20 protein-coding genes are annotated in these 22,114 nt (G+C 70.7%); 12 read left to right on the forward strand and 8 right to left on the reverse strand.

What is annotated here, in order from left to right; all coding sequences use genetic code 11:
• Position 1: 1 nt before the first annotated feature.
• The 4 genes from ACWD4G_RS35550 to ACWD4G_RS35565 form a co-directional block, all read right to left on the reverse strand.
• Positions 2–1,396, reverse strand: a complete 1,395-nt coding sequence (locus tag ACWD4G_RS35550; protein ID WP_451300964.1) for an NADP-dependent succinic semialdehyde dehydrogenase — start codon at positions 1,394–1,396, stop codon at positions 2–4.
• A 73-nt stretch (positions 1,397–1,469) separates the two neighbouring features.
• Positions 1,470–1,940 carry an NUDIX domain-containing protein gene (locus tag ACWD4G_RS35555; RefSeq protein ID WP_451300966.1) on the reverse strand — a complete coding sequence of 157 codons (471 nt, stop codon included), beginning with the start codon at positions 1,938–1,940 and terminating at the stop codon, positions 1,470–1,472.
• Positions 1,937–3,475 carry an ATP-dependent DNA ligase gene (locus ACWD4G_RS35560; protein ID WP_451300968.1) on the reverse strand — a complete coding sequence of 513 codons (1,539 nt, stop codon included), beginning with the start codon at positions 3,473–3,475 and terminating at the stop codon, positions 1,937–1,939. Before ACWD4G_RS35560 ends, ACWD4G_RS35555 begins: the two co-directional genes overlap by 4 nt.
• A gap of 215 nt (positions 3,476–3,690) precedes the next feature.
• Positions 3,691–4,665 (reverse strand): NAD(P)/FAD-dependent oxidoreductase, encoded by a 975-nt coding sequence (locus tag ACWD4G_RS35565; protein WP_451300970.1) that lies wholly within the window; start codon positions 4,663–4,665, stop codon positions 3,691–3,693.
• 65 nt (positions 4,666–4,730) lie between these two features.
• Between ACWD4G_RS35565 and ACWD4G_RS35570 the strand changes: the two genes are divergently transcribed.
• From ACWD4G_RS35570 to ACWD4G_RS35620, 11 genes are all read left to right on the forward strand, one after another.
• Positions 4,731–5,303, forward strand: a complete 573-nt coding sequence (locus ACWD4G_RS35570; protein WP_451300972.1) for a helix-turn-helix domain-containing protein — start codon at positions 4,731–4,733, stop codon at positions 5,301–5,303.
• Positions 5,304–5,425: 122 nt separating this feature from the next.
• Positions 5,426–6,403, forward strand: coding sequence for an NADPH:quinone oxidoreductase family protein (locus ACWD4G_RS35575; RefSeq protein ID WP_451300974.1), 978 nt, complete (start codon positions 5,426–5,428; stop codon positions 6,401–6,403).
• On the forward strand, positions 6,400–7,581 hold the full coding sequence (locus ACWD4G_RS35580) for an acyl-CoA dehydrogenase family protein (RefSeq protein ID WP_451300976.1): 1,182 nt from the start codon (positions 6,400–6,402) through the stop codon (positions 7,579–7,581). The genes ACWD4G_RS35575 and ACWD4G_RS35580 overlap by 4 nt, the downstream gene beginning before the upstream one ends.
• Positions 7,578–8,696 (forward strand): acyl-CoA dehydrogenase family protein, encoded by a 1,119-nt coding sequence (locus ACWD4G_RS35585; RefSeq protein ID WP_451300978.1) that lies wholly within the window; start codon positions 7,578–7,580, stop codon positions 8,694–8,696. Before ACWD4G_RS35580 ends, ACWD4G_RS35585 begins: the two co-directional genes overlap by 4 nt.
• A gap of 452 nt (positions 8,697–9,148) precedes the next feature.
• Positions 9,149–9,925, forward strand: a complete 777-nt coding sequence (locus ACWD4G_RS35590; RefSeq protein ID WP_451300980.1) for a fatty acid desaturase family protein — start codon at positions 9,149–9,151, stop codon at positions 9,923–9,925.
• A gap of 8 nt (positions 9,926–9,933) precedes the next feature.
• The gene (locus tag ACWD4G_RS35595) at positions 9,934–11,082 is read left to right on the forward strand and encodes a 3-oxoacyl-ACP synthase III family protein (RefSeq protein ID WP_451300982.1); all 1,149 of its coding nucleotides are present in this window, start codon (positions 9,934–9,936) and stop codon (positions 11,080–11,082) included.
• The gene (locus ACWD4G_RS35600; RefSeq protein WP_451300984.1) at positions 11,073–12,143 is read left to right on the forward strand and encodes a MupA/Atu3671 family FMN-dependent luciferase-like monooxygenase; all 1,071 of its coding nucleotides are present in this window, start codon (positions 11,073–11,075) and stop codon (positions 12,141–12,143) included. The genes ACWD4G_RS35595 and ACWD4G_RS35600 overlap by 10 nt, the downstream gene beginning before the upstream one ends.
• A gap of 217 nt (positions 12,144–12,360) precedes the next feature.
• On the forward strand, positions 12,361–13,938 hold the full coding sequence (locus ACWD4G_RS35605) for a beta-ketoacyl reductase (protein ID WP_451300986.1): 1,578 nt from the start codon (positions 12,361–12,363) through the stop codon (positions 13,936–13,938).
• Positions 13,935–15,131 (forward strand): beta-ketoacyl-[acyl-carrier-protein] synthase family protein, encoded by a 1,197-nt coding sequence (locus ACWD4G_RS35610; protein ID WP_451300988.1) that lies wholly within the window; start codon positions 13,935–13,937, stop codon positions 15,129–15,131. The genes ACWD4G_RS35605 and ACWD4G_RS35610 overlap by 4 nt, the downstream gene beginning before the upstream one ends.
• A gap of 53 nt (positions 15,132–15,184) precedes the next feature.
• Positions 15,185–15,799 (forward strand): sterol desaturase family protein, encoded by a 615-nt coding sequence (locus ACWD4G_RS35615; protein ID WP_451300990.1) that lies wholly within the window; start codon positions 15,185–15,187, stop codon positions 15,797–15,799.
• A 16-nt stretch (positions 15,800–15,815) separates the two neighbouring features.
• Positions 15,816–16,766: a phosphatase PAP2 family protein gene (locus ACWD4G_RS35620; RefSeq protein ID WP_451300992.1), complete on the forward strand. Its 951-nt coding sequence runs from the start codon at positions 15,816–15,818 to the stop codon at positions 16,764–16,766.
• On the opposite strand, the gene ACWD4G_RS35625 is transcribed toward ACWD4G_RS35620, so the two are convergent.
• The 4 genes from ACWD4G_RS35625 to lgt are packed head-to-tail and all read right to left on the reverse strand — an operon-like array spanning position 16,705 to position 21,410.
• Positions 16,705–18,864: an MMPL family transporter gene (locus tag ACWD4G_RS35625; RefSeq protein WP_451300994.1), complete on the reverse strand. Its 2,160-nt coding sequence runs from the start codon at positions 18,862–18,864 to the stop codon at positions 16,705–16,707. The two genes, ACWD4G_RS35620 and ACWD4G_RS35625, sit on opposite strands and share 62 nt — an antisense overlap.
• A gap of 20 nt (positions 18,865–18,884) precedes the next feature.
• Positions 18,885–19,646 (reverse strand): SDR family NAD(P)-dependent oxidoreductase, encoded by a 762-nt coding sequence (locus ACWD4G_RS35630; RefSeq protein ID WP_451300996.1) that lies wholly within the window; start codon positions 19,644–19,646, stop codon positions 18,885–18,887.
• A 36-nt stretch (positions 19,647–19,682) separates the two neighbouring features.
• Positions 19,683–20,444 carry an SDR family NAD(P)-dependent oxidoreductase gene (locus ACWD4G_RS35635; protein ID WP_451300998.1) on the reverse strand — a complete coding sequence of 254 codons (762 nt, stop codon included), beginning with the start codon at positions 20,442–20,444 and terminating at the stop codon, positions 19,683–19,685.
• Positions 20,445–20,474: 30 nt separating this feature from the next.
• Positions 20,475–21,410 carry a prolipoprotein diacylglyceryl transferase gene (gene lgt / locus ACWD4G_RS35640; RefSeq protein WP_451301000.1) on the reverse strand — a complete coding sequence of 312 codons (936 nt, stop codon included), beginning with the start codon at positions 21,408–21,410 and terminating at the stop codon, positions 20,475–20,477.
• A 241-nt stretch (positions 21,411–21,651) separates the two neighbouring features.
• Here lgt and ACWD4G_RS35645 point away from each other — a divergent pair, with 241 nt between their 5' ends.
• Positions 21,652–21,846, forward strand: coding sequence for a hypothetical protein (locus ACWD4G_RS35645; RefSeq protein WP_451301002.1), 195 nt, complete (start codon positions 21,652–21,654; stop codon positions 21,844–21,846).
• Positions 21,847–22,114 lie beyond the last annotated feature (268 nt).

Here is a 22,114-nt window from a genome sequence, read left to right on the forward strand (position 1 = left end):
CTCACGCTCCGTGCCAAACCGTGGTGATGTTGCAGAACTCCCGGATTCCGTGTCCGGACAGCTCACGCCCGTATCCGGACCGCTTGACCCCGCCGAAGGGAAACGCCGGGTGGGAGGCGGTCATCCCGTTGACGTACACCCCGCCGGCCTCCAGATCGCGTACGAACCGGTCGACGTCGGCGGCGTCCCGCGTCCAGACGTTCGAACTCAGCCCGAAGGGTGAGTCGTTGGCGATCGCGATCGCTTCGTCGAGGTCCGCGACCCGGTACAGCGTGGCCACGGGACCGAACGCCTCCTCGTGGTGGATACGCATCCGGCGGGTGATGCCGGTGAGGACGGTGGGCCGGTAGTACCAGCCGGGCAGGCCGGGCGGTTCGGCCCGTTCCCCGCCGCACAGGGCGCGGGCGCCGCCGCGTACCGCGTCGTCGACGAGTTCCTCCAGATCGGCCCGTCCCTGCTCGGTGGAGAGGGGGCCGATGTCGGTGTCCTCGTCCAGCGGGTCGCCGACCGTCAGCGCCCGCATGCCCGCCACGAACCGCTCGGCGAACGCGTCGTGGACGTCGGCGTGCACGATGAACCGCTTGGCGGCGATGCACGACTGCCCGGTGTTCTGGACACGGGCGGTCACGGCGACCTCGGCGGCCCGGTCGATGTCGGCGGACGGCATGACCACGTACGGGTCGCTGCCGCCCAGCTCCAGCACCGTTTTCTTGACCATCTCCCCGGCGGTGGAGGCGACCGCGCGGCCGGCCGGTTCGCTGCCGGTGAGGGTGGCCGCCTTGACGCGTTCGTCGCGCAGGATGTCGTCGACCTGCCCGGAGCCGATGAGGAGGGTCTGGAAGCAGCCCTCGGGGAAGCCCGCCCGGTGGAAGAGGTCCTCCAGATAGAGAGCTGTTTGGGGGACGTTGGAGGCGTGCTTGAGCAGACCGACGTTGCCCGCCATCAGCGCGGGCGCGGCGAAGCGGATGACCTGCCAGAGGGGGAAGTTCCACGGCATCACCGCGAGCACCGGGCCGAGCGGGCGATAGCGGACGAGGACATGGGAGGCACCGGAGTCCTTCACGTCGTACGCGGCGGGCTCGATGTCGGCGAGCAGCACCTCGGCGTGCTCGGCGTACCAGCGCATCGCCTTCGCGCACTTGGCGGCCTCGGCGCGGGCCTGCTTGACCGGCTTGCCCATCTCGGTCGTCATCGTCCGGGCGACGTCCTCGCCGTCCTCGTCGAGGAGGTCGGCGGCCCGGCGCAGCAGCCGGGCACGCTCGTCGAAGGACGTCGTCCGGTACGTCCGGAAGGTGGCCTCGGCGAGCGTCAGCCTGCGCTCGATCTCCTCCTCGCCGAGCGCGTCGTACGTCCTGAGGGTCTCGCCGGTCGCCGGGTTCACCGTCGCGATGGGCATGGTCGGCCTCCTGCGTGCGGACTGTGTTTCGACCTTCCCGCGCGGCGGCGCCCACCGCAACGCGGGGTCGGCATCACCCCGAGTGCTCCGGGAGACGGTCGAGAAACTCCGCCTGCGCCTTCACGATCAGGGTCCGCGCCCGCTCCACGGACATCCACTCCACCCGGTCCAGCTCCGGGAACTCCGCCATCCGCCCCGACCTCGGCGGCCACTCCATCCGGAACGTCCCCGGTACGACGGTCTCCGGGTCGAGGTCCGCCTCGACCGCCCACACCGTGACGATCTTGCCGCCCGTCTGCCGCACCTCGCCCAGCGCCACGGCCTCCCCGTCGGGCGGCTCCAGCCCCAGTTCCTCCTGGAACTCCCTGCGGGCCGCGTCCCAGGCGGGCTCGTCGGGCTCGTACTCGCCCTTGGGTACGGTCCAGGCGCCCGCGTCCTTCTTCGCGAAGTACGGCCCGCCCATATGGCCGAGCAGGACCTCGACGCCGTCGGCCGTGCGGCGGTGCAGCAGCAGACCCGCGCTGCGCCTGGGGGCGGTCGTCACCGGGTGACCTCCGGGTGTGCGGCGAGCAGGGCCTCGACCGTATCGGCTTCGGACGCCGGTTTGTCCTCGCGGTAGCGGACCACGCGCGCGAAGCGCAGGGTGACACCGGCCGGGTAGCGGGTGGAGCGCTGCAGACCGTCGTAGGCGATCTCGACGACGAGTTCGGGGCGTACGGTCACTCCCCAGCCGTGTTCCTCGACGGCCAGTCGCTGGAGACGTTCGGTCTGCCAGGTCAGCATCGCATCGGTCATACCTTTGAAGGTTTTACCGAGCATCGCGAGGCCGCCGTCGGCGGTGCGGGCGCCGAGGTGGAGGTTGGAGAGTCTGCCGGTGCGGCGGCCGTGGCCCCACTCGGCGGCCAGAACCACCAGATCGAGGGTGTGCACGGGCTTGACCTTCAGCCAGGAGGCACCGCGCCGGCCCGCGCTGTAGGGGGCGTCGAGGGCCTTGAGTACGACGCCCTCGTGGCCCCGGGCGAGCGTGTCGGCGAGGAACTGCTCCGCCTCGGGGAGGTCGTCGGGGCCGTCGACCAGGGTGCGGCGGACGCGCATCGGCTCCGGGACCAGACGGGCCAGTTCGGCGTGGCGGTCGGCGAAGGGCAGGTCGAGGAGGTCGTGGCCGTCCACGGAGAGCGCGTCGAAGAAGACGGGGGAGACGGGCACCTGTGCGGCGGCCGTCGTCACGTCGACGCGTGAGCCGACCCGCCCCGCCGTCTCCTGGAAGGAACGCGGGCGGCCGTTCTCGTCGAACGCGATCACCTCCCCGTCGAGGATGAAGCGTTCGCCGTTCAAGTCCATTGCCGCGGCGGTCAGTTCGGGCAGTCGGTCGGTGATGTCGTCGAGGGTGCGGGTGTGCAGACGTACGGTGTCGCCGTCGCGGTGGACCTGGACGCGGATGCCGTCCAGCTTCTCCTCCACCGCGCAGGCGCCCAGCTTCTCCACGGCCTCCGCGACCGAGGACGCGCTGTGCGCGAGCATCGGCAGGACGGGTCGGCCGACGGTCAGCCGGAATCGGTGGAGGGCCCCCGGGCCGTCCGCCAGCAGGGCCTGGGCCACGGTCTGCAGTGAACCGGCGAGCATCACCGCCCTGCGTACGTCGGCGGCGGGCGCCCCTGTGGCCCCGGCCAGGCCCTCCACGGCCACCGCGTCCAGGGCGCCCTGGCGGACCTCGCCGGTGAGCAGGCCGAACAGGTAGCGCTGCTCGTCCTCGGTGGCCGACGCCAGCAACTCGGCCACGAGGCGCTTGCGTTCGGCCTGGGAGCCGGGGCCGGTGACCGCGCCGAGCGCGGTCAGCCGGGTGTGCACTTCGTGGACGGTGAGGGTGGGGGTGGGGGCGGGTGGGATCGGCTGGTTCAGGGTCTTCCAGCCGATGCCCAGGCGGCCCTGGGGGAGGCGGCCCGCGAGGTAGGGGATGACGATCGGTACGTCGGCCGGCTCGGTGTGCCGGAACAGGTCCGCGAGCAGGGCCGTTTTTCGGGAGCGGGCGGAGGCGGTTGCTACCTCCTGGGATACGTGGGCCAGGCGGGCGAACAGCATGGGGCCATGGTCCCCCGGAGGGGGGCGGGGCGCCTATTGGGTGGGGGATACGGGTGCTTGGGCGAGTGCGGGTGCGTTGTGGCTTGTCGCGCCCACGCGGCGGCAGCCGCATATTCAGCACAGCCCCGCGCCCCTCTTTTTCGGGCCTGCGGCCCTCAAAAGCACGCGGCCCTTCGGCCGATTTACCGTGCCCAGCCGTCAGCCGTCAGCCGCCCTTACGCCGGTGCGGCTGCGTCCAAGTCCGTCATCAGTAGCTCCCCGTTGATCGTCGCCCCCGCGCGGTAGCCGGAGGACGCCGCGTTGATCACCTGTTCCGAGAAGCCCATCGCGTTGCCTGCCGCCCAGACGCCGGGGGCGGTGGTCAGGCCGGTGGGGTCCACCACCGGGTACGCGCCGAAAGGAGTCTCGTGCAACTCGGCGCCCAGTTTCTCCAGCAGGTCGGTCTGCGGTACGGCGCGTGGGGCCGTGAACAGTACCGAGCGGGGGTGTGTCGTGCCGTCTGTCAGCCGTACGCCCGTCAGCCGGTCCTCCTCGACGATCAGTGACTCCACCTCTCCAGGTACGACGTCCACCCCGGCGGCGGCCAGTCTGCGCAGGTCGTCCGTCGACAGGGACTCCTCGGGGACCTCGTGCAGGAAGAAGGTCACGTCCTTGGACCACTGGGAGACCATCAGGGCCTGGTGGACGCTCAGTGCGGACGTGGCGAGGACGCCGAAGGGCTGGTCGCGGACCTCCCAGCCGTGGCAGTACGGGCAGTGCAGGACGTCCCGGCCGAAGCGCTCGGCGACACCGGGGACGGCGGGGAGTTCGTCCTTGAGGCCGGTCGCGACGACCAGGCGCCGGGCGCGGACGGTACGGCCGCTCGCGAGGGCCACCGTGAAGTCGGCGCCGTTCTCGTTCCGGGTGGCGTCGACCGCTCGGTCCCGGACCAGTTCGATGCCGTACCGGGCGATCTCCTGGCGGCCGATGGCCAGGAACTCCGCCGGGGGCATGCCGTCCCGCGAGAGATAGCCCTGCATATGGGCGGCGGGCGCGTTGCGGGGCTCGCCCGCGTCGACGACCAGGGTGCGGCGGCGGGCGCGGCCCAGGACCAGGGCGGCGGAGAGCCCCGCCGCACCGCCGCCGATCACGATCACTTCGTATGTCTCGGTCACTTCGTATGCCTCGGTCACTTCGGCTGTCTGGGTCATGCCGACACCGTCGCCCCGGGGCCACGGGATTGACAAATGTCTTTGCTGTTCCCGCAATAAGGACCATGACTACCGATGATGTCCTCGCGGAGGTCGGGCCCAGGCTGCGGCGGATTCGGAAGGACCGGGAGGTGACGCTCGCGGCGCTGTCCGAGGCGACCGGTATCTCCGTCAGCACCCTGTCGCGGCTGGAGTCCGGCCTGCGCAAGCCCAGCCTCGAACTGCTGCTGCCGATCGCCCGCGCCCACCAGGTGCCGCTCGACGAACTGGTCGGCGCCCCGCCGGTCGGTGATCCCCGGGTGCGGTCCAAGCCGCTCGTACGGCACGGGCGTACGTTCTGGCCGCTGACCCGTCAGCCGGGTGGCCTCCAGGCGTTCAAGGTGCTGGTGCCGCAGAGCGAGGAGCATCCGGAGCCGCGTACGCATGAGGGCTATGAGTGGCTGTATGTGCTGTCGGGGAAGTTGCGGTGTGTGCTCGGTGAGCACGATGTGGTGATGTCCGCGGGCGAGGCCGCCGAGTTCGATACGCGCGTGCCGCACTGGTTCGGGTCCACGGGCGAGGAGCCGGTCGAGTTCCTGAGTCTGTTCGGGCCGCAGGGGGAGCGCATGCATGTGCGGGCGCGACCCTCCAAGGGGTGAGTGGGGGGCGCGGGAGAGGGGGAGTGGGTGACCGATTCCGGCGGACTGTTCCCCGATGGGCAAGCGACCGCTTAGTATGCGGTGGAGCCCGGTCAGACGAAGCAGTTCCGTGGAGGCACCGCATGCAGGCATGGCAAGTGCGTGAGAACGGCGAGCCGAGCGAGGTGATGCGGCTCCAGGAGGTGGAGCGGCCCACGCCCGGTGACGGCCAGGTCCTGCTGAAGGTGCGCGCCGCGAACATCAACTTCCCCGATGTGTTGATGTGCCGGGGGCACTACCAGGTGCGGCCGCCGCTGCCGTTCACGCCCGGCGTGGAGATCTGCGGGGAGACCGAGGACGGGCGCCGGGTGATCGCCAACCCGGCGCTGCCGTACGGCGGCTTCGCCGAGTACGCCGTCGCGGACGTGGCGGGTCTGCTCCCGGCTCCCGAGGCGCTGGACGACGCCGAGGCCGCCGCGCTGCACATCGGGTACCAGACCGGCTGGTTCGCGCTGCACCGGCGGGCCCGGCTGGAGGCCGGGGAGACCCTGCTCGTCCACGCTGCCGCGGGAGGGGTCGGCAGCGCGGCCGTACAGCTCGGCAAGGCGGCCGGGGCCACGGTCATCGGTGTCGTCGGCGGCGCCGACAAGGCCGCCGTGGCCCGGGAGCTGGGCTGTGACGTGGTCGTCGACCGGCGGAGCGAGGACGTCGTCGCCGCCGTCAAGGAGGCGACCGGGGGCCGGGGCGCGGATGTGATCTACGACCCCGTGGGCGGCGAGGCCTACACGCAGTCGACCAAGGTCGTGGCCTTCGAAGGGCGCATCGTGGTCGTCGGCTTCGCCAGTGGGACGATCCCGAGCCCCGGCCTCAACCACGCCCTGGTGAAGAACTACTCGATCCTCGGACTGCACTGGGGCCTCTACAACACCAAGAACCCCAAGCTGGTCCAGCACTGCCACGAGCACCTCACCGAGCTGGCCGCCCGAGGTGTCGTCAAGCCCCTGGTCAGTGAGCGGGTACCGCTGGGCGGCGCCGCCGCTGCCGTACAGCGGGTCGCGGACGGTGTCACCACCGGCCGCGTCACCGTGCTGCCCACCCTGGAGAACGGAGTCGCCGCATGACCGACGCGACGGACCTTCGGCGCCGTACCGCCGAACTGCTGGCCGCTCACCCTCCGGCCACCACCGACCGCCTGGACTTCCTGCGGGCACGCTTCGACGCGGGGCTCGCCTGGGTGCACTACCCCGAGGGTCTGGGCGGACTCGGTGTGCCGCGCTCGCTCCAGGTCGTCGTGGACGCCGAGTTGGAGGCCGCGGGCGCCCCCGACAACGACCCGCGCCGTATCGGCATCGGCCTCGGCATGGCCGCGCCGACCATCCTCAAGTACGGCACCGAGGAGCAGAAGCAGCGGTATCTGCGGCCCCTGTGGACGGGGGAGGAGGTCTGGTGCCAGCTCTTCAGCGAGCCCGGCGCGGGATCGGACCTCGCCGCGCTCGGTACCCGGGCCGTCCGGGAGGGCGAGGACTGGGTCGTCAACGGGCAGAAGGTGTGGACGTCCAGCGCCCATCTCGCCCGCTGGGCCATCCTCATCGCCCGCACCGACCCGGAGGTGCCCAAGCACGCGGGTATCACCTACTTCCTGTGCGACATGACCGACCCGGGCGTGGACGTCCGGCCGCTTCGGCAGATCACCGGCGAGGCCGAGTTCAACGAGGTGTTCCTGACCGACGTCCGTATCCCCGACGCGCGGCGCCTCGGTGAGATCGGCGACGGGTGGAAGGTCGCGCAGACCACGCTCAACAACGAGCGGGTCGCCATCGGCGGTATGCGGCTGCCTCGCGAGGGCGGCATGATCGGCCCGATCTCCAGGACCTGGCGTGAGCGGCCCGAGCTGCGCACCCATGACCTGCACCAGCGGCTGCTGAAGCTGTGGGTCGACTCCGAGGTCGCCCGGCTCACCGCCGAGCGGCTGCGCCAGCAGCTCGTCGCCGGGCAGCCCGGCCCCGAGGGCGCCGGCATGAAGCTCGCGTTCGCCCGGCTCAACCAGGAGATCAGCGGCCTGGAGGTCGAACTCCGGGGCGAGGAAGGGCTGTTGTACGACGACTGGACCATGCGCCGCCCCGAACTGGTCGACTTCGTCGGCCGGGACGCCGGGTACCGCTATCTGCGCTCCAAGGGCAACAGCATCGAGGGCGGGACCACCGAGATCCTGCTGAACATCGTCGCCGAGCGTGTCCTGGGCCTGCCCAGCGAGCCGCGCACCGACAAGGACGTCGCCTGGAAGGACCTCGCCCGATGAGCACGACTGGCACGACAGGTACGACCGGCACCCAGCCCGATCTGCTGTATTCGGAGGAGGAAGAGGCCCTCCGCGCCGCCGTCCGCGATCTGCTCACCGACCACTGCGAGGCGGCCGGCGTGATCGCCCGCACGGAGTCGGACGCGCCGCACGACCGCGAGCTGTGGAAGCTGCTCGGCGACGGCATGGGCCTCGCCGGACTGCTCGTCCCCGAGGAACTCGGCGGTCAGGGCGCCACGCACCGCGAAGCCGCCGTCGTCCTGGAGGAGTTGGGCCGGGCGGTCGCGCCGGTGCCGTATCTGACGAGCGCCGTCGTCGCCACCGAGGCCCTGCTCGCCTGCGGGAGCCCCGGCCTCCTCGGCGAACTGGCCTCCGGACGGCGTATCGGCGCCCTCGCGGTCGCCCTGAACGTCCGCGCGGGCAGCGCCTACCAGGTCGTACGGTTCGAGGACGGCGGTCTGCGCGGGGAGTTGACGTCCATCGCGGATGCGGCCGTCGCTGATGTGCTGCTGGTGCCCGCCGACGACGGCGGCCTGTACGCGGTGGACGCCTCCGCCGTGACCGTCACCCCCCAGGCGTCCCTGGACCTGACCCGGCCGCTCGCGACGGTCGTCCTCGACGGGGCCCCCGGGCGTCTGCTCGGTGACGCCGAACCGGCCGTACGGCGGGCCCTGCGTGCCGGGGCCGGGCTGCTGGCCTCCGAGCAACTGGGCGTCGCGGACTGGGCGTTGACCGAGACCGTGCGCTATCTCAAGGAGCGCAAGCAGTTCAACCGGCCCGTCGGCGGCTTCCAGGCGCTCAAGCACCGGCTCGCCCAGCTGTGGCTGGAGGTCGTCAATCTGCGGGCCGCCGCCCGGAACGCCGCCGACGCCCTCGCCAAGGGGGAGTCCGCCGAAGAGGTGGACGTGGCGGTCGCCGTGGCCCAGGCGTACGCGGCGCCCGTCGCCGTCCACGCCGCCGAGGAGGCGCTGCAACTGCACGCCGGTATCGGGATGACCTGGGAGCACCCCATCCACCTGTACCTGAAGCGCGCCAAGGCTGACTCGATCGCGTACGGCACGGCCGGTGCCCACCGGGAAGCCCTGGCGGAACTGGTCGACCTCCGGGCACCCTGACACACATCGGCGAAGCACCGGCGAAGCCCGCCCCACCCGGGGCGGGCTTTCCCATGCGCGCATGCCCGATCGAATCGCGTCGCCCGTGGATGGGCAGAATCAGGAATTCCGTCCAATAAATCGGCCACTGAATCATCGCTCACCCTGCGGCTGCTCAACTTCACCAAGAATTGCAGGCGCAGCAAATACGGGCACGCGTCACACTGGTAATCAACCAATAAATCGCGAACAGGTGAGCCCTCCCCATCAGCCCCTCGGCAATGTATGTTGGCGAATCGAAGATTTGATCGGGGGAAGGTGGGTCTTCAGTGACGTCCACATCAAGTCGGCGGGGCGACTTAGCGCCCGAGCACTTCATACCTGTCGCCTGGCAACCATGGAAACTTCTCTGCTATGTGGCGATGCTGATCTTCGCGATAGCCGTTGGATCAACATATTCCGGTCCGCTCACCGTGCTCGTCAAGGTCGTTCTCATTGTGTTCGGCGCACTCCAGTTCATCGGAATCTTCGGATTGATGCACGAGTCGGCGCATGGGCATCTGGCACGCAGCGGAAGGGGAAATCGGCTGCTCGGGGAGGCGATTTCGGTAGTGGTCGGGACGTCCTATCCGGGCTACCGCGCCGCGCACCTGACCCATCACGCCAGGTTCCGTACGGAAGGCGATCCCCAGGAGGTCATCTTCCCCAGGCGGTCCGCACCGGTCACGATGGCCCTCCTCACGGCCGCGTCCGTCTTCGGCGCACCGATTTTCCTGCTGGTGCGTGCTCCGCTGATCGCTCTGAAGCACAACAGCGTGGTGCGGGCACTGTGGGGACCGGTCGCGGCGGTGGCGCTCTACGCCACGCTCTACGTGGTGCTGCCGAGCGCGCAAGCGAGCTTCCTGTTGATGACGATCGTGGCGGGGTCGATCCTCGGCAGTCTGAACGACATCGTCTACCACCAGGGTCTGGTGGCCGACAACACCCTGCGGGCGTCCACCTCCTTCGACTGCGACGTCTTCGGCCAGATGTTCCTCAGCGGCGCCAATCGGCACGCCGAACACCACGCCTACCCCGCGGTGCCGGGGCCGAGGCTGGTCAAGGTGAGCAAGGTCCTGCGCGACGATTTCCGCGCCCGTGGCGTCCCCTTTGAGCGCAGCTTCACCGTGGCCTTCGCCCGGCGCTTCGTCACCAACCCCCTGTTCCTCCCCGTGGCCCGCGAGAGCGAGCCGGCCGGGGCCGAGAGGTGACCGCGTCGATGACGGCGTACCGGATGATGCCCGTTCGACTGGACGTTCTGGGCACCGGAGTCGCCATGCCCGGGGCGCCGGTGTCGAACGACGACATGGTGCGGTTCATCGCGCTGGGGAACGACAAGCACCGGTCCGAATTCGTGGGGAAGATCGCGGACCAGCTGGGTGTGTACCAACGATTCCTGTCCCGCGATCTCGCCGCCGCGCGTGAGCTGCCCCGCGCGGGCGACACGAACCCGGAGTTGAGCGAGCGGGCGATTCGTTCCGCACTCGAACAGGCCGGGCTCACGATCGATGACGTGGACCTCCTCATCGGACACACCACCTCGCCGCACACACTGCTGCCGCCGAACGTGTCGTGGGTCGCCGATCTCCTCGGCTACTCCGGGCAGTACATGGAACTGCGGCAGGCCTGCACGGGCTTCGCCAACGCGCTGACGATCGCCGCCTCGATGCTGACATCGATGGCGGCGGACCGCGTGTGCGTCGTCGGCAGCGAGACGGGGTCCGTGCTGTTCGACGTCGACGAAGCGGTGTCGGACCGCGGCCAGTTGGTGAACGCGGCGCAGATGGGTGACGGGGCCGGCGCGATCGTCCTCTCCCGCTACACGGGGAACGACGCGGCCCATCTCACGAACGTCTACTTCGGAACCCTCGGCCTGGGAAAGCCCTCCGGCTTCAGCCTCGCCACGGGCGGCTCCTCAAGGCCGGCACACGACACCGGCCAGCCGGGTCCGAGGAACTTCGTCAACGACTACACGCTGGCCCGTGCGGAGGGCCTCGACCTGTTCCGCGCGGGCTTCGAGGCGCTGAGATCGGTCGGCCTGGACGAGCCGCGGGTCGACCGGTACCTGACGCACCAGGCCAACGGCCGCATGGGCGAAGTACTCGCTCCCGTCCTGGGCATCCCGGCGAAGAAGTTCCACAACTGCGCCGCCGACTACGGGAACACCGGCTCCGCCTCGACATGGATCGGGCTGCACAGCGTGCGCGAGCAGCACGTACTGGAGCCCGGACAGGTGCTCGGCGTACTCGGGGCCGAGGCGACCAAGTTCATGTACGGCGGCTTCTCCTACGTGGAGGGCAGCCGTGCGGGCTCCGTCCACGACACACCGTCCGGATCGGCCGACGCGGGGGCGGGCCCATGCGACTGAGCCTGATGTTCTTCTCCGGCGCGCTGGAACCCAGCGCCGCCGACCAGTACCGGACCATCCTCGAACTGGCCGAGTTCGCCGACCGGGAGGGGTTCTCCGGCATCTGGCTGCCCGAGCGTCACTTCTCGGCCTTCGGCGCCCCGTTCCCCAACCCGGTGCCGCTGCTGGCGGCCGTCGCCGCCCGGACGGAACGGCTGACGCTCCGCTCGGGAAGCCTGGTGGCACCGCTGCACGATCCGCTGCGGATGGCCGAGGACCTGGCCGTCCTCGACAACCTCTGCCGCGGCCGACTGGAGGTCGGGTTCGCCTCCGGCTGGTCGCCGGACGACTTCGCCTTCTTCCCCGAACGCTACGAGCGGCGCCATGCCGTGCTCTTCGAACTGATCGACCAGGTGCGGGCCCTGTGGCGCGGCGGTCCGCACGACGCCCGCTCGGGCAGCGGCGAGGACATCAGGGTGCGCGCCCTGCCCCGTCCCGTGCAGCGGGACTTCAGGGCGTGGATCGCCGCCACGCAGAGCGTCGAGACGTTCCGCGGCGCCGGCCGACGCGGGGAGGGGGTGCTCACCCATGTCCTCGACGGCAACCTGCGGAAACTCCAGGAGAACATCGCCGCCTACCGCGAGGAGTTCGCGGCGGCCGGCCGCGACCCCGCCGACGGCCGCGTCGCGCTCATGCTGCACACCTTCCTCGGCGCGGACCGGGACGAGGTGATCGATGTCGTCAGGGACCCCTACTGCGCCTATCTCAAGACCATCGCGCCCCTGGCCCGAGGTCTGGCCACCGCGAGGAACCGCGGTGTCGACCTCGACCGGCTGAACGCCCGCTACCTCGATGAGTTCGTGCGGGCCCACTTCCAGCGCGCCCTTGACGGCCGGTCGCTCATCGGCACGGTCGAGGACGCCCACACGACGATCAAGACCGTGCGCGAACTGGGCGTCGACGAGGTCGCCTGCCTCGTGGACTTCGGTCTGCGGGGCGAGCAGGTCCGTCGGCAGTTGCCGTACCTCGCCGAGCTGAACGAGTCCGTCGCCCAAGAGCCGATCAGGGGGAGCGAACGATGACCATGGGTTCACCACAGGTCCGGGTCGACGACGTCGAGGACGATCCGACCCGTATCCTCAGCCCGCACTGGGAGAAGACGCCCGCGTTCGAGCCCCGACCGGGGGCAGCGACGGACGCGGAGTGGTTCCTCCTGTCGTGGGGGCCGAGCCGGTGCGCCGACGCACTGGCCGCGACGCTGCGGGAGACCGCCCCGGGGCCGGCGTCAGCCGTGTGGACATGGCGACGGAGCCCGTGGAGTCCCCCGACGGCGGCGCCGGAACCGAACAGCGCCATGTGCTCTTCGTGGACGAGACCACGCCGTTGACCGGACCCGACATGGCCGACGACGCGAGCTGGGCATGGGCCGACGCGGCCGTGCGCACCTGCCAGTCGGTGGCATCCCGGCCGAGGGCCCGGGTGTGGATCGTGACGCGTACCGGGCTGCACGGCTCGGGGACCCGCGACATCGTCAGGCCCGAACACGACTTCGCCTGGGCACTGGGCCGCTGCCACGCCGCCGAGAGCTCCGACAGCTGGGGCGGCCTCGTCGACCTGGACCTCGACGATCCGGCCGAGGCCGGCCGGATGCTGGCGGACTACCTGCTCTCCGGCTCGGCGGAGGACGAGATCCTGCTGCGGGACGACGGCCCGCTCGTCGCCCGTCTGCGCGCCTCGTCGCTGCCGCCCACCGCGAGCAACCAGAGCCTTTCACCGGAGCGCCTGCACGTCGTCAGCGGAGGGGCGGCGGGGCTGAGCTTCGAGATCGAGCGCCGGCTCGCCCGCGGCGGGGCCAAGCGGCTGCTGATCCTCGGCCGAAGTCCACTCGACGGCGAACGCGAGCGCAACATCCGACTCCTCGAAGACCTGGGCTGCGCCGTGGAGTACGAGGTCCTGGACATCGGGGACCCGGCGGCGGTGCGCACGCTCACGGCCCGTCTGCGGCAGCGCGGCGATGCCGTCGGAGGCGTGTTCCACCTCGCCTCGAACTGGCGACTGGACGGGCGGTCGTGCGTGTCCTCGCTGATGACCGCCACCGAGGAGCAGACCCGGGTGCTGCTCGCGACGAAGGCCGGCGGCGCGCTGCTCCTCGGCGAACTCGCCGAGGACCTGGGCGCCGAGGCGATGGTCCTCTTCTCCTCCGCGGCAGCCACGCTCGGCTCCCCGGGACAGGCCAACTACGCGGCGGCGAACGCCGTCCTCGACGGCGTGGCACGCCGTCTGCACAGGGGCCGGGTCCGCGCCGTCAGCATCGCGTGGGGACCTGTCGGCGAGGTGGGCTTCGGCGCCACACCGGAGGGGGCGCGGCTCCACGACGTATGGCAGCGGCTCGGCCTGCGGCGGCTGACCGTCGAGCAGGTGCTCTCCGCCGTCGACATGGCGTTGTCCCAGGACCACCCGAACCTCACCGTCGTCTCCTGGAGCGAGGCGGGAGCGGACTCGCTGCCCTGGGTCGGCACACGCCCCACGCTGGAGCCGCTCGCCGCGGCGCGGCCACAGGGGCTGGCCCTGAGGCGGCTGGGCGAACTGGAGGACGAAGAGCGCGTCGAGTACATCGTCGACGTGATACGCGGGCACCTCGCACGCATCCTGTCGTGCGCGCCGGACAAGATCGATCCTGAACGTTCCTTCGCGATGATGGGCGTCGATTCGCTCATCGCGCTCGAAGTGCTCTTCATCGTCGAACGCGAATTCGCCGTCAGGCTCGGACTGGACCAGGTCCTGCTCGGCATGGACTCCACCCTCGCGGCGATGGCCGCGCAACTCGACCAGCACCTGCGCGAGGTCGCGACGCAGACGTCCGGGAGCGGTCGATGAAGGACGTCTGTGTGAGCGGGCTCGGGGCGCTGACGTCCATCGGGTCGAGCCTGGAGGAGTTCTGGAACGGCCTTGTCGAGCCGTCCGTCAAGTTCGCGCCGCCGTCCGGCTGCCCCCAGGTGGGCGTGCCGGTGGCGGAGATCCACTCCTCGGAGTTCATGACGGAGTCGGCCGTCTCCCATCCGGCGTTGTGCGACCGGTCGGCGCTGCTGGCCGTGGCGGCCACAAGGAGCGCACTGGACGACGCCGGTCTGACCGCCGACTCCTGCGACCCCGGGCGGGTCGCCGTGATCGTCGGAAGCGGCGCCGCCGGCGTCGCCACGCTGGACGAGGAGTACGAGCGGTTCTACCGGCAGGGCCAGCTGCGGCCCAGCCCGCTCACCGTGCCGAAGATGATGAGCAGTTCCTCGGCGAGCTGGATCTCCATGGCGTTCGGTTTCCGCGGACCCGCCTTCGTCGTCGCCAGCGCCTGCGCGTCGGGGACGCACGCGATCGGGATCGCCGCCCAGCTCATCGAGTCGGGTGTCGTCGACGCCGCCGTGTGCGGCGGCACCGACTCGTATCTCGCCGAGGGCGCCCTGAGCGCCTGGCAGGCCATCGGTGTGTTGTCGGAGGACACCTGCCGGCCCTTCGCCGCGGGCCGCACCGGGCTCGTCCTCGCCGAGGGCGCGGGCATGCTGGTGCTGGAGTCGGCCGAGCACGCCCGCGCGAGGGGGTTCGTCCCCCGGGCACGGGTGCTCGGCGCCGGTTCGAGCGCGGACGCGGGGCATCTCACCCGACCCAGTGCCGAGGGAATGGCCTCGGCCATGACCGGCGCCCTTCGCTCGGCGGGGGTCCCGCCGGCCGGGATCGACTACATCAACGCCCATGGCACGGGCACGATCGCCAATGATCTGACCGAGACCGAGGCCCTCAAGACCGTTTTCGGAGCCGGCTCGGTACCCGTCATGTCCTCGACGAAAGGCACCACCGGTCACGCCCTCGGCGCCTCCGGAGGGATCGAGGCGCTGGCCGCCCTCCTCGCCCTCGAACACGGAGTGCTGCCCCCCACCGCCCATTTCGACGCCCCTGATCCGAAATGCGATCTCGACTGTGTGCCGAACACCGCGCGGGAGCACCCGATCCGCACGGTGATGTCGAACTCGTTCGCATTCGGGGGCCTCAACGCCTCAGTGGTGTTCGGGCGGCTGTGACCATGACACATCACCGTACGGTCGCGCACGAGCGGCTCGGAAAGTAGGGAACCATGGCCCTTTCGATTACCGGGGCAGCGGGAACACTGGCCTATTTCGCCGCGGGAGTTCTAGCGTGGACACTCCTGGAATGGCTCCTGCACGGGCAGGTCTTCCATTCCCGCCGCCTCCGCAACCCGTTCGCGAAAGAGCACGCACGCCACCACGCGAATCCGCTGCATATGATCGGCTGGCCCCGCAAGCTCCTCACCCTCGCCTTTGTGGTCGTCACCCTCGTCGCGCTGCTCCGGCTGGCCCTCGGACACTACGAGGCCGCGGCCTTCCCGTGCGGGCTCGGTATCGCGTACATCGCCTATGAGGCACTGCACCGGATCATCCATCTGAAGGCGCCGCGCACGGCCTACGGACGGTGGCTGCGACTGACCCACGTCCAGCATCACTTCCACACCCCGCGACGCAATTTCGGCGTCACCACGACCGTTTGGGACCGTGTCTTCGGCACCTACGAGCCGTTCGAGACACCCCTCGCGGTGCCCGAACGCCTCGCCATGCCCTGGCTGATCGACCCCGACACCGGGCAGCTCGCCGACGCCTTCGCCAAGGACTACGTCCTGGTGCGCCGCGTGCGGGACGTCCATGGCTCCGCGGCGCCGTCCTCCCGCCGGTGACGTCGTGCCCCGGGGCTTGAGTCTCACTGTTGTCACCCGCGTCGTCGGCGTCGCGTACATCGGCTACCTGATCGTGTCGAACGGGCCGCCGGTCTTCCGGCTGCTCCTCGGCACGGTGGCCGCGGTGGTCGTCGTCACATGTCACCGATGGCGGGCCTTCGCGCTCTTCGCCTCCCCGTTGCTCGTCCAGTTCCTCGTGTACGACAGGCAACGCGTGCTCTCACCCGCCGTGACGGGAACGAGGATCGACGTCACCGGCCCCCGCGACTGGGAGTTGGCCTGGTTCGGCGTGCCGACGGCGCGGGGCCGGGTGACACCGGCCGAGTGGATGCAGGACCACACGACAGCGGTCCTCGACATCGTCTGCGGTCTGGTCTACCTCGGGTTCATGGCCGGCTTCATCGTCCTGGCCGCCTGGTGGCGCTTCGGGGAGCGACGCGTGGAGGCACAGGTCATCACCTGGGCGCTGCTCGCGCTGCACCTCATCGGCTACACCATCCACCTCCTCCATCCGACGGCGCCGCCCTGGTACGTCGACAAGTACGGCACCGGCCCGGCCATGGCCACGGCACCGCCGGAGGCGGCCGGTGGCCTGCGGTTCGACCGGCTTCTGGGCCTGTCGTGGTTCTCCTCGCAGTACCGGGACAGTTCGAGCGTCTTCGGCGCACTGCCGTCCCTCCACGTGGGACAGACCTTCCTCGCCGCCCTGTTCGCGTGGAGGTACCGCTCCCTCCGCGTCGTCACCACGGCCTTCTTCTGCCTCGTCCTCCTGGCCTCGGTCTACCTCGACCACCACTACCTCGTCGACGGGATCGTCGGCATGGCCCTCGCCGGCCTCGTCTTCGCCGTCGCGGTTCACGTCCAACGGCGCACAGGCGCCTCCCGAACGGACGGGTCGGGTCCGGTCAGGCCGCCTCGGCGCGGCGCAGATCGTCCGTCCGCCGGCGGCGTGGCGTCCACCAGGTGAGATCGCCGAGCAGCGCCATCGTCGCCGGGACGAGCAGACCGCGGACGACGGTCACATCGACGGCGATCGCGACCGCCATTCCCGTGCCGAACATCTTGATCGTCGGGTCGTCGTTGGACACGAACGCGAGGAACACCCCGATCATGATCATGGCCGCGGCGGTGATCACCCCGCCGGTGGCCGTCAGGCCCTCGCGCACCGAACGCAGATTGTCCCCGGTCCTGTTCCAGCGCTGCTGGACGACGGACAGCAGGAACACCTCGTAGTCCATCGACAGGCCGAACAGCAGGGCGAACAGCATGAGCGGCACATAGCTCGGAATGGGCACCGGACCGGAGAGCCCGAGCCAGGTCACACCCCACCCCCAGGTGAACACGGCCGTCAGGGCGCCGTAGGCCGCGCCGACGGAGATGAAATCCATCGCGGCGGCCTTGAGGGCGACCAGCGGCGCCCGGAAGGCGAGCAGCAGCACGGCCACCGACAGCAGCAGCACGACCGCGATGACGAGCGGCAGCTTGGACGTGACGCGCTCGGCGAGGTCCACCCGCGCGGCGGTCGTACCGCCGACATGCACGGCCACGTCCGGCACGGACAGGTCGCGCAGGCGGTGCACGAGGTCGGCCGTCGCCGGGTCACCGCCCGAAGTCGAGGGAATGGCCTGCACCGTGACGACCCGTCCGTCCCCGGACGTTGTCGCCCGCCCGACGAAGGCCACGCCCGGCTGGGCGCGCACCTCGGCCACCAACTGGGCGACGCGGGGGTCCCCGGCGCCGGTGGCCGGCGTCGGCAGTCGGCCGAGCACGGTGAGCGGCGACCCCGTGCCCGGACCGAACGCCTCCGAGATGACGTCGTTCGCCTGGCGCACGGCCGTGGTCGACGGCGACGACCCGGCGTCCAGTTGGCCGAGCCGCAGATCGGCCGCGGGCGCGGTGAGCAGGGCCAGCAGCACGAGCGCGGAGCCGCCGACGAGCCAGGGCCGACGGGTCACCCGGTCGGCCTGGCGTGCCCAGTAGCCGTCCTCGCCGGTGGACCCGGCCCGGCGACGGAACGCCCGGCTCAGCCGGTTGTGCAACATCCCGCCACGGGCCAGCCGGCGTCCGGCGAGCGAGGTCAGCGCGGGGAGCAGGGTGAGCGTGGCGAGCACGGCGAACAGGACCGCGGTCCCGGACGTCCAGGCGAGCGTCCGCAGCAGCGGCACCTCGGTGAGGCCGAGCCCCGCGAGTGCCACCGCGACCGTCACACCGGCGAAGGCCACCGCCGTGCCCGAGTCGCCGACCGCGCGCTGGATGGCCTCCGGCACCGGAACATCGGCCCGCGCCGCCTCCCGGAACCGGCTGAGCACGAACAGCGCGTAGTCGATGCCGACGCCGAGGCCCACCATGGTCGCGATGGTCGTCGCCACGGTGGGGATCGCGGTGGCGTTCCCGGCGAGCCCGATGGCCGCCAGTGTCGCGACCAGCGAGAGCGCCGATGTCAGCAGGGGCAGCATCGCACCGAGGAGACCGCCGAGCGCGAGGAAGAGCACGACGGCGGCCAGGGTCAGACCGATGTACTCGGTGCCGTGGCCGCCCGTGCCGTCGATGGCCTGGGCGAACGCCGCACCCGGAAGCGTCCGCAGACCGGCGTCGGCGGCGGGCTCGGCGGCATCCATGACGGTGCGCGCCATGTCCTCGGTGAGGTCCGCCCGGCGGACGTCCAGCCCGACCGTGAACCAGCCGGTGCGTCCATCCGCCGCCAGCGAACCCTCCTTTACGGAGGGCGGTTTGACCGTGGTCACATGCGCCACCCGCCGCAGGGACTCCGCCGTGGCCGCCAGCACACGGGAGCGGGCTTCGTCGTCCAGCCGCCCTGCCGGGGCCGTGACGATCACGATCCCGGATGTGGGCGGTGCCACGGTCAGGTCCCGCACGAGTTGGGAGTCGGTGCCCGGCAGACTGACGTCGTTGTCCGTAGGCGTGCCCAGCACCTTCGCACCGGTCACCAGTGCCGCCACCACGAGCAACCAGGCACCGATCACGACGAACCGGTGCCGGACGCACCCCCGGCACACCGCCGCGACGGCCCGGGCGACCCGCCCGTCGTGCGCCGCTGCACTCATGGGTCCCTCCCCGGCCGCCCTCACCTCAGGGGCGGCCGATGCCTGGTGAGCGGGCCGCCGCTGCGGACGAGTCGACGCGGCGCGATCCGGGCCAGCCACACCAGTGTCTTGTAGATCGGACTCGGCACCGAGATCACCCTGCCCCTGTCGACATCGGCGAGGCAGTCGCGGACGACCCGCCGGGCGTCGAGCCACAGGGGTTCGGGAAGCCTGTCGAGGCTGATCCGGGCCCGCTGATGGAACTCCGTTCGTACGAAGCCCGGGCACAGGACGGTCACGGTGACCCCGGTGGCGGCCAGTTCGCAGGCAAGGCCCTCGCTGAACGCGATGACCCACGACTTGGCCGCGGAGTACGTCCCTCCCGCGACCCAGCCCGCGGCGCTGGCCACGTTGACGATCGTGCCGTGCCCCCGGTCCCGCATGGAACGCCCCGCGGCATGACTGACGACGAGCACCGCGCGGCACAGGACGTCGAAGAGTCCCTCCTCGGCGGCACGTTCGTTGTCGCAGAACCACTTCTGGAGCCCGAAACCGGCGTTGTTGACGAGGACGTCGACAGTGCGCGCGCGTTCGGCGACCCGCTGGACGTCGGCACGCACGGACAGGTCGGCGAGGACGCCCTCGGTCTCGACGCCGTAGGTCTCGGCGAGTTCGCCGCAGACCCGTTCGAGACGGTCGGCCTCGGGGGCGACGAGGACGAGATGGTGGCCGCGCGCGCCGAGCTGACGTGCGAACTCCAAACCGATTCCCGATGTGGCTCCGGTGACGAGCGCAGTGGCCATACCACGAGGGTATCCGCAAGAGCCGGGGCTGTGAGGTCACTGGGACAGACGGGCCCGCGCGACAGAACTGCCGCCGCGCCGCAGAAGCCGTCGGGGAGCCAAGCGGGCGGCGATGACGATTCCCTTGTAGAGCGGGCCCGGGACGGAGATCACCTTGCGTCTGCCGGCGTCCCTCAGACAGGCGCGGACGACCGCCGGGGCGTCGAGCCAGGCGCGACCCGGTATCGCCCCGGTCCCTATCCCGGCGCGCCGGTGGAACTCGGTACGGACGAAGCCGGGGCACAGGGCGGTGACGCCGACTCCGGAGGGCGCGAGCTCGCCCGCGAGACTCTCGCTGAAGACCGTGACCCACGACTTGGCGGCCGAGTACGTACCGGAGGCGAGCCAGCCGGCGACGCTGGACACATTGATGATCTGCCCCCTGCCCCGCTCCTTCATCCCCCGGCCCGCGGCATGACAGATGACGAGGACGGCCCCGCACAGGACGTCGAACATCTCCTCCTCGACGGGGAGTTCGTTGTCCAGGAAGCGCTGTCGCGTACCGAATCCGGCGCTGTTCACCACCGTGTCGACGGTCCGGGCCCGCTCGGCGACCCGGTCGACATCGGCCCGTCGAGCGAGGTCGGCGACGAGAACCTCGGTCGTGACGCCGTGGGCCGCCTTGAGTTCGTCGGCCACCTCCCGCAGACGGGCCTCGGACCGGGCGACGAGGACGACCGTGTCCCCGCGCGCCGCCAACTGACGTGCGAACTCCAGCCCTATACCGGACGTGGCACCCGTGACGAGAGCGGTAGACATTCCGCAACTGTAGCGAGAATTACGGTCGTTTCAGGAGGTATCTCGGCCATCTCCGACAGCGCGGTCCTTCTCGGCGCCTTCGTCGCGGAGGGGCGACTCCTCGCGGAGCGGTGACTCCTCGCGGCCGGGGTGCCGCCGCGCCGACAGCAGGGTGAGTACCGTGGCCACCGCGCCCACGATCATGGCGGTCCACATGTTCAGGCGCAGGCCGAGGACATGGTTGGCCGAGTCGATGCGCAGCGCCTCGATCCACAGCCGGCCCAGCGTGTACAGCGCCACGTACATCCCGAAGACACGGCCGTGTCCGAGCCGCCAACGGCGGTCCGCCCAGATCACGAAACCGGCCACGGCGAAGTCCCACAGCAACTCGTAGAGGAACACCGGGTGGAACGTCCCGAGGATGACGTATCCGCCGTCCGGGCCGAGGACGGCATGGCCGGTGGACTGGTCCCACTCGTAGATCCGAAGCCCCCACGGCAGGTCCGTACTGCTGCCGTACACCTCGTTGTTGAACCAGTTCCCCAAGCGGCCGATTCCCTGCGCCAGCGCGATGCCCGGAGCCGCCGCGTCGGCCAACGGCGGCAGCGGCACACCGGCACGCCGGGCGCCGATCCAGGCCCCGAGCGCCCCCAGGGCGATCGCGCCCCAGACGCCGAGACCGCCCTCCCAGACGTACAGCGCGCTGATCGGATCGCCGTCGGGACCGAAGTACGGCTGCCACGACGTCGCGACGTGGTACAGCCGGCCGCCGACGATTCCGAAGGGGATCGCCCAGACCACGATGTCCATCACCACACCGGGCCTGCCGCCGCGCCGCGCCCAGCGGCGTTCGGTGAGCCACACCGCGACGACGATGCCCGTCAGGATGCAGAGGGCATAGGCCCGTACCGGTACCGGCCCAAGGTGCCAGACGCCCTGGACCGGGCTGGGAAGGGCCGCCAGGGATGCCGAGGCGAGTGGGCTCACCCCGCGCGGTCCTTCGGCATCGCAACTCGCATGAGAGCCCTCCCTACGACCCCCACGAGCGTAGCCTGCCAATCCTGCGGCGTGCTACGGAACTTGAAAGCGTGACGCCGGTGCCGAAAGGGGGCCGGGCGTCCGACACCACACGTTCGGCGGACACGTCAGCCGCACGGTCGAACCCTCTGTTACGCCACACTTGCGGCCGAATGCCGCGAAGTGGGCGTGGCGGAGGAGGGTTTCGACAATGGCCATTTCCATCTCTGTGGTGCTGCTGCTGGTGATCCTGACGGCGATCTTCATCCGCAACAACTCCCTGAAGCTCTCGCACGCCGCCGTCTGCGTCCTGTTGGGCTTCTACACGGCGAGCACGAGCCTGGCGCCGACGATCCACAACGGTCTGACGGCGACGGCCGACATCGTGAGCAGCCTGAAGCCGTAGCGCCCCCGCCGCCCCTACCCGTCCCATCCCAGGGGCTACGCCCCTTCGACCCCCGAGGGGGTGGGTCGAGTGCGGGTGGGTGGGGGCTGGTCGCGCAGTTCCCCGCGCCCCTGAAAAGGCGGGCTGCGCCCGGCCTTTTCACCGGCCCGCAGGGCCGGGTCTTTATCTTTTAGTACTGCAGCCGCAGTTGGTGTGACGGTTGGTCTGGCTGCTCGTTGAAGTGGGCATGGGTGGGGACGTCACGGTTGATGAGGTGCACCGCTGGGCG

It is taken from the genome of Streptomyces sp. NPDC002643 (genome assembly GCF_053592555.1).

Bases quoted from the DNA above. Each gene is read 5' to 3' on its own strand.
- ACWD4G_RS35550 (WP_451300964.1), bottom strand. From the start codon at position 1,396: ATGCCCATCGCGACGGTGAACCCGGCGACCGGCGAGACCCTCAGGACG.
- ACWD4G_RS35560 (WP_451300968.1), bottom strand. From the start codon at position 3,475: ATGCTGTTCGCCCGCCTGGCCCACGTATCCCAGGAGGTAGCAACCGCC.
- ACWD4G_RS35565 (WP_451300970.1), bottom strand. From the start codon at position 4,665: ATGACCCAGACAGCCGAAGTGACCGAGGCATACGAAGTGACCGAGACA.
- ACWD4G_RS35570 (WP_451300972.1), top strand. From the start codon at position 4,731: ATGACTACCGATGATGTCCTCGCGGAGGTCGGGCCCAGGCTGCGGCGG.
- ACWD4G_RS35575 (WP_451300974.1), top strand. From the start codon at position 5,426: ATGCAGGCATGGCAAGTGCGTGAGAACGGCGAGCCGAGCGAGGTGATG.
- ACWD4G_RS35580 (WP_451300976.1), top strand. From the start codon at position 6,400: ATGACCGACGCGACGGACCTTCGGCGCCGTACCGCCGAACTGCTGGCC.
- ACWD4G_RS35585 (WP_451300978.1), top strand. From the start codon at position 7,578: ATGAGCACGACTGGCACGACAGGTACGACCGGCACCCAGCCCGATCTG.
- ACWD4G_RS35595 (WP_451300982.1), top strand. From the start codon at position 9,934: ATGACGGCGTACCGGATGATGCCCGTTCGACTGGACGTTCTGGGCACC.
- ACWD4G_RS35600 (WP_451300984.1), top strand. From the start codon at position 11,073: ATGCGACTGAGCCTGATGTTCTTCTCCGGCGCGCTGGAACCCAGCGCC.
- ACWD4G_RS35605 (WP_451300986.1), top strand. From the start codon at position 12,361: ATGGCGACGGAGCCCGTGGAGTCCCCCGACGGCGGCGCCGGAACCGAA.
- ACWD4G_RS35610 (WP_451300988.1), top strand. From the start codon at position 13,935: ATGAAGGACGTCTGTGTGAGCGGGCTCGGGGCGCTGACGTCCATCGGG.
- ACWD4G_RS35615 (WP_451300990.1), top strand. From the start codon at position 15,185: ATGGCCCTTTCGATTACCGGGGCAGCGGGAACACTGGCCTATTTCGCC.
- ACWD4G_RS35625 (WP_451300994.1), bottom strand. From the start codon at position 18,864: ATGAGTGCAGCGGCGCACGACGGGCGGGTCGCCCGGGCCGTCGCGGCG.
- ACWD4G_RS35630 (WP_451300996.1), bottom strand. From the start codon at position 19,646: ATGGCCACTGCGCTCGTCACCGGAGCCACATCGGGAATCGGTTTGGAG.
- ACWD4G_RS35635 (WP_451300998.1), bottom strand. From the start codon at position 20,444: ATGTCTACCGCTCTCGTCACGGGTGCCACGTCCGGTATAGGGCTGGAG.
- ACWD4G_RS35645 (WP_451301002.1), top strand. From the start codon at position 21,652: ATGGCCATTTCCATCTCTGTGGTGCTGCTGCTGGTGATCCTGACGGCG.